Here is a 10,656-nt window from a genome sequence, read left to right on the forward strand (position 1 = left end):
CCACTGCCCTTGCAGATCAAACTGCTGCGGGTGTTGCAGGAACGCACCCTCGAACGCCTCGGTTCGAACCAGAGCGTAGCGGTGGATTGCCGGGTGATCGCGGCGACCAAATCCGACCTCGTCGCGTCGAGCAAGGCCGGTGAATTCCGCAGCGACCTGTACTACCGCCTCAACGTGGTGACCCTGGAACTGCCGCCATTGCGCGAGCGCCGTGAGGACATCCTGCAACTGTTCGAACACTTTTTGCAGCAGTCGTCCCTGCGCTTCGACCGCGCGGTGCCGGAGCTGGACAACCAGACCGTTTCGAACCTGATGAGCCACGACTGGCCGGGCAACGTGCGTGAACTGCGCAACGTTGCCGAGCGCTTTGCCCTGGGCCTGCCGGCGTTCAAGAAAACCGGTGCCGGCGGTGGCAATCAGGGCCTGGCCTTTGCCGAAGCGGTGGAAGCGTTCGAACGCAACCTGCTCAGCGATGCCTTGCAACGCAGCGGCGGCAACCTGACCCAGGCCAGCCAGGAACTGGGCATGGCCAAGACCACGCTGTTCGACAAAGTGAAAAAATACGGGTTGAGCCACTGATGGACCATGCATTCTGTGGGAGCGAGCTTGCTCGCGATAGCGCCGGATCAGTCGACATCATCGTTGGCTGAAACACCGCTATCGCGAGCAGGCTCGCTCCTACAGGTGATCGGGGGGGGTTAGAGGAGGTTACGATCGGCCACCGGCTCGATCTGCGCCCAGTGCGAAGTGTCTTCACGGTGCTCGCGCAAGTACGGCAACACCGCCGCCAGCAACGGCGCCTTGAACGCCTCCTGGAAGCGATGGGCCAGGCCCGGAATCAGGATCAATTGGCTGCCTCGCAGATGCGCCGCCAGATGCACCCCGTGCATCACCGGCAACAACGGGTCGGCCGTGCCATGCACCACCAGCGCCGGCACCCGCAACTGATTGAGCAGGGTCACCCGGCTCGGTTCGGCGAGAATGGCCATGATCTGGCGTTTTACGCCTTCGGGATTGAACGCCCGGTCATAGGACAGCGCCGCCTGATGCAGCAGCACCTGGCGATCATCGGTGACCATCGGGCTGCCCAGCGCCGCCAGCAAGTCGGCCTGTTGCTCCAGGGCCACTTCGCGGCTCGGCGCACCGCGCCGGGACAACAACTGCACCAGCGCCRCACTCGGTGCCGGCAAGCCTTCGGCGCCGGAGGTAGTCATGATCAGGGTCAGGCTCTCGACCCGTTGCGGCGCCATGGCCGCCATGTGCTGGGCGATCATCCCGCCCATGCTGGCGCCCAACACGTGGAATTGATCGATGTGCAGGGCGTCCATCAAGCCCAGGCCATCGTCAGCCATGTCCGTCAGCGAGTACGGCGACGACACCGGCAATCCGAGTTTGTAGCGCAGCACTTCGAAGGTCAGGTTGGCTTCGGCCGGTGCTTGCCGCCAAGTCGACAGGCCGACATCGCGATTGTCATAACGAATCACCCGGAACCCCTGCTGGCACAGGGCGACCACCACCTCGTCCGGCCAGTGAATCAACTGCCCGCCCAGGCCCATCACCAGCAGCAATGCCGGATCGGACGCACGGCCGATGCTCTGGTACGCCAGGCTTACCTGGGCCAGATCCACCCGTTCGGTCGGAACATTGACGTCGCAACGAGAAGCCGCCAAGGACGGCAGGCCGAACAACAACGCGGCCAAAAATACGATTCGTGAAAAGAATGARGCGCCCATGAAAAAACACCAAAACGCAGAACCCCAGTAGAGCGCGAGTCTGATGAAGTTTGTTCAAGCGCGCTGCCACAGTTGCGTGACAGTTTGATGAATGTCGCTGAATGGTCGGTGCGGTAACTATGTAGTGCCAATGGCCCGCTGGAGTTTCCTTAAATGGCTCAACCAAGGAGTAGATCCACTGCTCCCCGTACACCGAGCCATACTGCCATGACCGATAGACTGCTCTTCGACCTGCCCTTCCCGGCGCAGGCTGTCATACCACCCTTTTCCCCGTTGCCGTCCCTCCCCGACGAAAGCCTGTTTCTGAAAGCCTCGGCACGCTGGCGGGACAGCAGCCAGGGCTTGCGCGAGCTGATGGCCGACAGTCCGGGAATCCGCGACACGCTCGATCAACTGCTCAAACAGGAACTGGATCTGGACGGGCAACAGGCCGGCTTGCTCTTCGTCGCCACGGATGAACAGCCGGAACATTTTGTCAGCTTTACCCAGGCCTGCGCCTTCGTCCTGCAACACCCGACGCTGGAGACAACACTGGATCRGGGCTGCACAGTGACCGGCCTGGATCAAGCCCACACCTTGTCGTCCCTGACCCCGCTGCAAATGCTCGAACGACTCAAGACGCTTGACCCGGTACAGGCACACAGCGAACGCTGGGTAACCTTCTGGGACAAGCGTGCTGCCGGCACTGCGGTGTCGCGAAAAGAACGGGCCACGCAGCTGTACCGTCAACATTTCGAGGCGGCCGCTCACTTGGCATTGGCCCGAAAAACCCTGACGGCAGAACAGTTCAAACCCCTGCAACTGCTCATCGACCCGCCCGCCGGAGCGCTGACACTGGACAACCAGCCCGTCCACACCGAGCAACTGGCGCTGATCTTGAGCAACGGCAGCAAAATCAAACCCAAAGGTGCGTGGGTCATCAGCGTGGGGGACCCGGCAACGGTCGCCCAATGGCTGTATCTGCCCAGCCGGCCCGTCGCCATCCAGCGATTCAATACCCGCAGCGACATGGAAACCTGGCTGTCCCTGCAGACACTCGTTCCCACCGGCTTGCCCACCGACAACATTCGTTATGAATACACCGCCCAGACAGACCCTATGGTCGTGGGTGCCAGCGGGCTGTTTGCGGACCTGTCGCAGTCCCAGGTCACCGCCCTGCGTCATGGAACGCCCGGTAAATCCGGGCTGGCGGCGCATGGCGCGCAATCGCTGGTCCAGGCTGACCGGACCGATCAGCAGCGCAGCCACCTCACCGTCTTCGCCTCACCCCCCAAGCTGGAAGGGGTCGATGACGCTGCCGAGACCGATCAAACATCACTGTTCGGCAGCCTCTATCCCGATATCCCCTGGTCCTTGCGCCAGTCGACACTGAAAAAACAGCGCGATGCACTCGAAACACTGATCGAAGAGGCTGGCGAGGGTGAGGGCCTGAAACCGTTCAAGGACTCGCTCAAAGCCCTGGAAACCGCTGAACAAGCGGCCGACAAGGCTGCTTCTGGCTTGCTGAATCGGTCGCGAGTAGCGGATCTGGTCACCTTCCAGAGTGAGTTCACCGCCCTGCACAGCGCCCATAAGGCTGGATTGCACGCCGAGGCTGCGCTGCAATCAACCCTCAAGCAAATGGACGACTATGATTGCAGTCTGCTCAAGGCCCTGCTGGATACTCCCGACGATCCCGGCCCCGACGCAGTGGCGGCCAGCATAACTCTGTCAATGAGCCAACAGGACGGCGACAAGACCACGGTCAACACTCAGGCACTCAACGGCGCATTTATCGTGACCCGAGCGGATGCGCTGACCGAAGCCGACTCACCGCACAGCGTGCTGCTCTACTGGATCGGCACCGGTGGTGGCCTGCAACGGTTCGCCAACCGTCGCGAGCTGGAACGCCAGGTATTCAAGATTCACGATCGAAATACCGGGCTGACGGTGCTGCTAAAAAAAATCACCGGCGACGCGCTCTTGTATGGCCTGGATCAATTGACCAGCGGCTTCGAAGAACAGGCCGGTGCAATTCGCCAGCGTCACGTCGGAGCGGCCGCGGACGCTCAAAGGGACGAACAGCTGGAGATATTGCGTAAAAAAACACTCGCCACCTTGCAGGTTCCAGTGCACGCCGCCAGAAACCTGGCCTTCGCCCATCTGCAGGAGCAACGCCAAAGCGCGACCCTGGCATCCAACCTGCCCGGCTGGCTCAGCAAACTGACCGAGGACGATCGTAACGKACTCAGGAGCCTGATCGAGACCTATATCCCGGCGATGAAACGCAGCCACGCGCTGATGACCATCGCCCTGGAATCGCGCGATGACTTCACGCGCAAACACTTGCATGCCCGTCTGCGCAAGGATTTCTCGATCGAGGGCAGTTTCGATGTGCAGATCGATTTGCCTGATTCGGTGAAATGGGAAAAGCGATTCGATCCCGCGCCTGGACATTCCGGCTACAAACTCGCACTGATTCCCAGCACCACACGCAGCAAAATGGCCCTGGATGAGTTGGCTCAACTCAACATCGACAACACCCCGTCGATGAACCTGGAGCCGCTTTCACTGCAACTGGGCTTCATGCGGGTGGAGGTCACGACGGCGGATGCAACCGAGCGTCAGACCCTGACCAGCGGCATTACCCGTGACTATCTGAAACGCGTCCTGCCGGAACTCGATTTGCCCAAGACCTATGAACAACTGATCCACGACGCTTTCATGGGGGCGACCACCGAGCCCGTTTTCGTCAGGGAGCATCGCCGTGAAAGCCTGATCGAACCTTGGGCACTGATGCTGAAGCTGCAAGGCGAATTCGCCCGCCTGCAACAACACATCAACCAGAACGACCTGAATATCCTGAAGATCGCCATCGACGCAAGCACCTCCCAAGCGTGGAAAGCCGATGGCAAGCGCATCGTATTGCTGCCGGCCTGCTTGACCCCGGGTGGCAAGGACACGCCCAATGAAGGCTCCGTCACCTTGTCGGGCGTGACCTTCATCGAAGAACAGATCAGCGGCGTAACGTTGCTGTACCTGCCCGACAGCCCCGACGACCAATTCCTGCGTCACTACGACAGCCTGGAAGCGGCGCGCAAGGCCCTGTTCAATCTGTGCCTGCATGACAAATGGGTCACCTACCTGGCGGGCCGGGCCTTGCAGGGCAGCGTGCCGGCTCATGAAAGCCGCATCAAACAGGCCATGCTGAAAAACTTCGACGCAATGATCGGTGTTGGCGTGAGCTGGCCGGCGACCACCTCACTGGCCGCCCATCTGCTCAATGCGCATATGGGGCGCCTGATCGAGGCCCATCGCGGCACATCCCGCTCCAACGATGCACTGTACATGGAGCGTCACGCCTTGAAAGGCCCGCGCGCCTTCAATTACATAAAAATGGCGATGGGAATGCTGCCTTTCATTGGCAGYGCTTTCGCCCTCTACGATGCCTGGACCAGCGCGAACCAGGCGGTGGCGGCCTTTTTGCGCGGRGAGGTGGGAGATGGCCTGGCGGAAGTCGAATCGATGCTGGTGTCGCTGATCGACGCCGCCATGGATCTGTTGCCCGGTGAAGCAGCATTCTCGGTCGGCTCCAAGGCGGCTCGCTCACTGACGCGCACTCGCCAGCTGCATAAGTTAGCCAGGCATGGAGCCGCGATGCATGGCATCTCGCAGCGCCAGGCCCGACATGTCGTGGCACGCTTCGCCGGTTACGACTATGAAAAACCGATCTCGCTCAGCGGTTTGCAGCCAGCCGCTCACGGCCTCTACCGTGGCATTTACCGGCATGTCGACGGCGACTTCATCGTGCGCCAAGGGCGCATCTTTCAGGTTGAACTCAGCAAGGACTCACGCAATTGGCGCTTGTTCGGTAACGCCCAAAAAACCTACAAACAGCCGATTGCCCTGGATGAAACAGGTCATTGGGATACCTGGTTCGGGGTCTACGGGACGACCTTCGAAGGCGGCGGGCTTGGTGGAGGTCAAGTGTTCGGGCTGCTGGCAGATTCGCTCGATCAGGTCTGGCCGCAGGTCATTCGCGAACGGTTGCCGCGCTGGTGGGCCGATCAAAGATTTCGCCGCCAACATCAGTTGACCGAGACAGCCGATGATCTTGCTTACCAACTTGATGCCCGAATCAAGAAAAACAATGAAACGATCGACCAATACCACGAAGCCGCGGCAGAAAATCGCCCGGCATTGATGCCCGCTGTCGAAGCCGTGTGTATCAGCGATATTGAAACAGCCACCCGCCGATACGACGCGCTGGTTGAGTTGGAACCGCTGACTCAAGCAAGAAAAGAGCGCACCGTGATCGAGGGGCAAAGCAGCACCGCCTGGTTGATAGCGGATCGCTACAGACAACGAGCGATTTTTGCCTCCCACAGTAGCATCCCGTTGACGCAACGGATTTCCGTGCTGAGCGCGAAACTGGACGAGTTACCAAGGGAGGCACTCAGCCAGCGTTTGAGCTTACTGGAGGAAATCCGCAAATTGCGCATGGAGTTCGTACGCAAGCTGGATCAAATGGAGGTATTCAAGGGCGATGTCAACCGTTGGTACGATCGCATCCGCATCAAAAAAGACAAAGACTGCATAAGGCGCGATGTCGAGCATTTGAACGCAAAGCTCAGTGAAAGCAATGTGGTTTATCTGAGAACCGCCAACTACCTGGAAATTGTCAAACACTACGCCAGGACCAGCGATACCTCCTGGCTTTACCTGCAAGGACAGACGCAGGAGCTTCGTGCCAAGGTCGATCGCGCCTTGTATACGCAAGACAGCCTCCCGGAAGTGAGCGTCACGCGGGAACAACGTAACCAGATCCTCCAGGACTGCATTACGCTGTACACGCAATTTCGTCGCGAAATGAAAATCTGGACCACCAGCTACCCGCAACATTTCCATATGGAGGCGGTTGAACCGTTGCTGAGCGGAATCGAAAAGATGACTGAGTGGGCCCGCAAGGGTATTGATCAACCCGCCCCGGCGGCACCTGCGGGGAAAATCGAGAAGAAGGTCTTCCCCACCGAAGACAACCAGTGGCTGATCGGAGTTGAAAAGTGGGACAAGAAAAAGACAAAGCGGCATTTCGAAGTAAACGAGGGGGAAGTCTGGGAACCAACCGGTGATGGCAAGTTCCGCCAGTTGAATCCGACGGTCGAAACACCGGCACCGGTTCCAATGGATCTTGCAACGCTGGTGGACGAAGCCCAAAAGCGCCTGGATTTTCAGCCAACGTATCAGTCCAGGGTTGATACCTATGCCGATCAAGACATGCTCCCGGTTGACCTGGAACACATGATGGTCAGCGAAGCAGGCGAACTCAGCCGCCGCGCCGATCGCATCCAGGCGATAGATGCTCAAAACCCACTCATTCGACAGCTGCGCGACAAGGCCGGAGCACTTACAAATACCGGACGGGAAATGCGCACCCGGCAGTCGCTGACCACCAAAAAACCCACGGATGGGATGCTCGAAGATCTGCTCGATCAGAACGCCGTCGACATCCGTAAAACCAGCCAGCTCAAGAACCTCGGTAAACGCAAGGACGGTCGCAACGACTACATGCAGGAATACGAAATCTGGGATCTTACGCTCGAGCCTGCCGCAATACTGTGGTATGCGCACTTTCATTACTCCAGCGCAACGCCGGCGCTGCGACAATTCGAGAAAGCTCACTTGAAGCTGCCTGCGCACCGGTTTCTGACTCATGCTGACAACGCGGACCTACCCTACGCGGATATCGGTAAACGGTCAGGTGTCGTTGCTCACTTCGAAGGGCTTTGAGTCCTGCGTCCAGTCATCCTGGAATGTTCGCTGATCTAAAAAACCGTTGAGCAGGAAAGCTCAACGGTTTTTTGTCCATGATGAATGTTTGCTCCATAAAAGTTGCTGTAAAACATGGCGACATTGTCGACACTCAAGCCAACATGAGACAAACTCAACCTTTTCGTATTGATCACAAGTTTCACTCATGGAGCCACCGGTGCTTGAAATCCGTCACCTGAAGACCCTGCACGCCTTGCGCGAAGCTGACAGCCTGGTGGATGCGGCCGATCGCCTGCACCTGACCCAGTCGGCCCTGTCTCACCAGTTCAAAGAACTGGAAGAGCGCATGGGCATGCCGTTGTTCGTGCGCAAGACCAAACCGGTGCGGTTCACCAGCGCCGGTCTGCGCCTGCTGCAATTGGCCGACGCCACCCTGCCGCTGTTGCGCGCTGCCGAGCGCGACATCAGTCGCCTGGCCGGGGGCACCGCTGGTCGCCTGCACATGGCCATCGAATGCCACAGTTGCTTCCAGTGGCTGATGCCGACCATCGACCAGTTCCGCGATGCCTGGCCGGAAGTCGAGCTGGACCTGGCCTCGGGCTTCTCTTTCGCCCCGCTGCCGGCCTTGGCCCGTGGCGATCTGGACCTGGTGGTGACCTCCGACCCGCTGGATCTGGCCGGGATCACCTATGTACCGCTGTTCACTTATGAAGCGATGCTCGCGGTGGCCAATCAGCACCGCCTGGCCAGCAAGGCCTATATCGTCCCGGAAGACCTGCTCCCGGAAACCTTGATCACCTACCCGGTGGAACGGGATCGGCTGGACATCTTCACCCGCTTCCTCGAACCCGCCGACATCGAACCGGCCCAGGTCCGCACCTCGGAGCTGACGGTGATGATGATGCAACTGGTGGCCAGCGGTCGCGGCGTGTGCGGCATGYCCCATTGGGCACTGCATGAGTACAGCTCACGGGGCTACGTGAAAGCCAAGCGGCTGGGTGAGAAAGGTTTGTTCGCGACGTTGTATGCGGCAATCCGTGCCGACATGCTGGATGCACCGTACATGCGCGACTTCTTGCTGACGGCCAAGGACACGTCGTTTTCGACATTGGATGGGGTTAGCGCAGTTCGATAGAGCGACACATATCCCTGTGGGAGCGAGCTTGCTCGCGATCGCGGTCTGACATTCAACATCTGCATTGACTGACACGCCGCCATCGCGAGCAAGCTCGCTCCCACAGGGTATTGTGGTGTTCTTAGAGCTCGCGCCACATGTGGATCTTGTCGAAATAATCCTCCCCTACCCGCACAGCCATCGGTTCCAGGCCGAACTGGACGAAGCCGCAGCGCTGGTAGAGGTTGAACGCGGCATCATTGCCGGCGGTGACGGTCAACTGGATCAGGCGCAAACCCGCATGGCTCTGCGCCTCGGCCAAGGCAGCCTGAACCAGCAGATAGCCGAGCCCGCGCTGGCGGACCGTCGGCGAGACGTACATGCCAAATAGCGTCACCTTGTGCAGGGCCTTTTCCCTTGGCTCGAACGCGAGGCCGACGATGCCGGCCAACCGGCCTTCCTCAAACGCCCCGAGCACCACGTCCAGCTTGCCGCTCAGGCGCGACTCCCACCAGCTCAGCGGCATCACCGCTCGCTCGCGCACACTCGAGGTGAAGGCCTGCGGGTGCAAGTCGTAGGCTTCGAGCATCAGCGCCCGGTAGTCCAGGGCATGGCTGACATCCAGGCGTTCGATCCACATGCTCAAGCCATCCGTTTTTGCTCAAGCATCAGCCGCAGCGCCAGTGCCGACAATACGAAGCCCATGAAATAGCGCTGCATCGCCAGCCAGGACGGATTGTTGACGAACCAGGATGCAACGCGGCAGCGGCAAAAATCAGTAGGTCCTGAAGGCGGGATCATGGGCGAGGTCCTTTGCGTGATGATCAGGCGATCGCGGTCAGCGATGCCCGATAAAACGGCAGGATCAGGTCCCGTGTCAATGGCGCCAGGCTGACACCGCCATCGGTGGCGGGGTCGATCCAGATCACTTCTTCGATCTCTGCTTCCGGGGTGACATCTGAATCAATATTCAGCTGAAAGAGTTCGGCGTGTACGACAAAACCCGGCTCGTTGGCGGCCGGTGCCGAGAAGTGACCGAGGTAAACGGCCTGCGCCGGGTCGATGTCCAGACCCAGTTCTTCTTCCAGTTCCCGGGCCAGGGCGTGGACCGGCAATTCATGAGGCTCGATCTTGCCACCCGGCTGCATGAACGCCGTGGTGCCGCGCTTGCGCACCAACAGTGTGCGRCCATCAGGGCCGATCAGCAGGGCGGCGGCAATGCGGATGAGCCTGGAATGATTGAGTGAAACATTTATAGAAGAAGACATCGCTGACCACAGGTCCATGTTGAGGGATGCACAGAATCCCATGCCTTCAAAACTCGGCCAAGAGTGAATCCGGAACTCTCCGCCAACAAGCCCGGAAATTTCCCACGAGCGACTTTGGTAGCGTGTTCTGCCGATCTTCACCGGTCAATCGCCCTCCGCCGCCACTGGAACGCCTCGCATGTCTGACATTTCTACGCTGAAAGAAAAAATCAACACCAAGACGTTTACTCTCCTTCTACTGGGACTATTGTCTGGTGGGCTCTATATAAATGTCTGGATGTACAAAACCTTCACGGCACTTGAGGAGGTCACTCACATCAAGACGATGAGCCCGGCTTTATTTGCCTTCTATCTGATCATCATGGGTTTTATCGGAACTCTCGGCCCGGTACCTCACGACGATGCATCCGTCCTTATAGGTGTTCTGTTCATACTATATTTACTGCTGACCCTGCTCTGGTGTTTCCGTGTACGAAGGGTGTTAAAGGCATATGCCTTGGCTGAACACAACTTCGAACTGCGCATGAACCTGGTCTATATCGGACTTTTCACCTTCTACTACGTCAACTACTGCATCAACACCCTTCCCCGTGACAAGCAAAAACACGAACAACAACAAGCCACTCATGCTTGAGACAAAAAAGGCGAACATCCTTGAGGATGTTCGCCTTTTTTTTGCACTTCGCTGCGTGATCAGCTCATAAGCTGTTCGCTTACGCCGCTTCCTGGAAATCCATCTCCGGCGGCTGCCGACGGAAACCACCGGTCAACACTGCCAGGTACACCACGC

At 59.0% G+C, this 10,656-nt stretch carries 6 protein-coding genes and 2 pseudogenes; 4 read left to right on the plus strand and 4 right to left on the minus strand.

Going from position 1 to position 10,656, the window contains the following annotated elements; all coding sequences use genetic code 11:
* A pseudogene (gene aauR, locus ACXRVY_RS09250) lies at positions 1-579 on the plus strand (two-component response regulator AauR); the annotation flags it as partial.
* A 119-nt stretch (positions 580-698) separates the two neighbouring features.
* On the opposite strand, the gene ACXRVY_RS09255 reads toward aauR, so the two are convergent.
* Positions 699-1,733, minus strand: coding sequence for an alpha/beta fold hydrolase (locus ACXRVY_RS09255; protein WP_458237281.1), 1,035 nt, complete (start codon positions 1,731-1,733; stop codon positions 699-701).
* 207 nt (positions 1,734-1,940) lie between these two features.
* Between ACXRVY_RS09255 and ACXRVY_RS09260 the strand changes: the two genes are divergently transcribed.
* Both ACXRVY_RS09260 and metR read left to right on the plus strand, forming a co-directional pair.
* Positions 1,941-7,502 (plus strand): dermonecrotic toxin domain-containing protein, encoded by a 5,562-nt coding sequence (locus tag ACXRVY_RS09260; RefSeq protein WP_458237282.1) that lies wholly within the window; start codon positions 1,941-1,943, stop codon positions 7,500-7,502.
* 199 nt (positions 7,503-7,701) lie between these two features.
* On the plus strand, positions 7,702-8,619 hold the full coding sequence (gene metR / locus ACXRVY_RS09265) for a transcriptional regulator MetR (RefSeq protein WP_458237283.1): 918 nt from the start codon (positions 7,702-7,704) through the stop codon (positions 8,617-8,619).
* Between the two features lie 121 nt (positions 8,620-8,740).
* On the opposite strand, the gene ACXRVY_RS09270 is transcribed toward metR, so the two are convergent.
* From ACXRVY_RS09270 to ACXRVY_RS09280, 3 genes and pseudogenes are all read right to left on the minus strand, one after another.
* Positions 8,741-9,238, minus strand: a complete 498-nt coding sequence (locus tag ACXRVY_RS09270) for a GNAT family N-acetyltransferase (protein ID WP_223458255.1) — start codon at positions 9,236-9,238, stop codon at positions 8,741-8,743.
* A 2-nt stretch (positions 9,239-9,240) separates the two neighbouring features.
* Positions 9,241-9,357, minus strand: a pseudogene (locus tag ACXRVY_RS09275) (LysE family translocator); the annotation flags it as partial.
* A gap of 65 nt (positions 9,358-9,422) precedes the next feature.
* Positions 9,423-9,866, minus strand: coding sequence for an NUDIX hydrolase (locus ACXRVY_RS09280; RefSeq protein ID WP_223458253.1), 444 nt, complete (start codon positions 9,864-9,866; stop codon positions 9,423-9,425).
* 178 nt (positions 9,867-10,044) lie between these two features.
* Here ACXRVY_RS09280 and ACXRVY_RS09285 point away from each other — a divergent pair, with 178 nt between their 5' ends.
* Positions 10,045-10,500 carry a hypothetical protein gene (locus ACXRVY_RS09285; protein WP_223458251.1) on the plus strand — a complete coding sequence of 152 codons (456 nt, stop codon included), beginning with the start codon at positions 10,045-10,047 and terminating at the stop codon, positions 10,498-10,500.
* Positions 10,501-10,656 lie beyond the last annotated feature (156 nt).

Source organism: Pseudomonas sp. P5_A2_2, assembly GCF_054177685.1.

Coding starts and splice junctions, on each gene's coding strand:
- ACXRVY_RS09270 (WP_223458255.1), bottom strand. CDS start 9,238: ATGTGGATCGAACGCCTGGATGTCAGCCATGCCCTGGACTACCGGGCG.
- ACXRVY_RS09285 (WP_223458251.1), top strand. CDS start 10,045: ATGTCTGACATTTCTACGCTGAAAGAAAAAATCAACACCAAGACGTTT.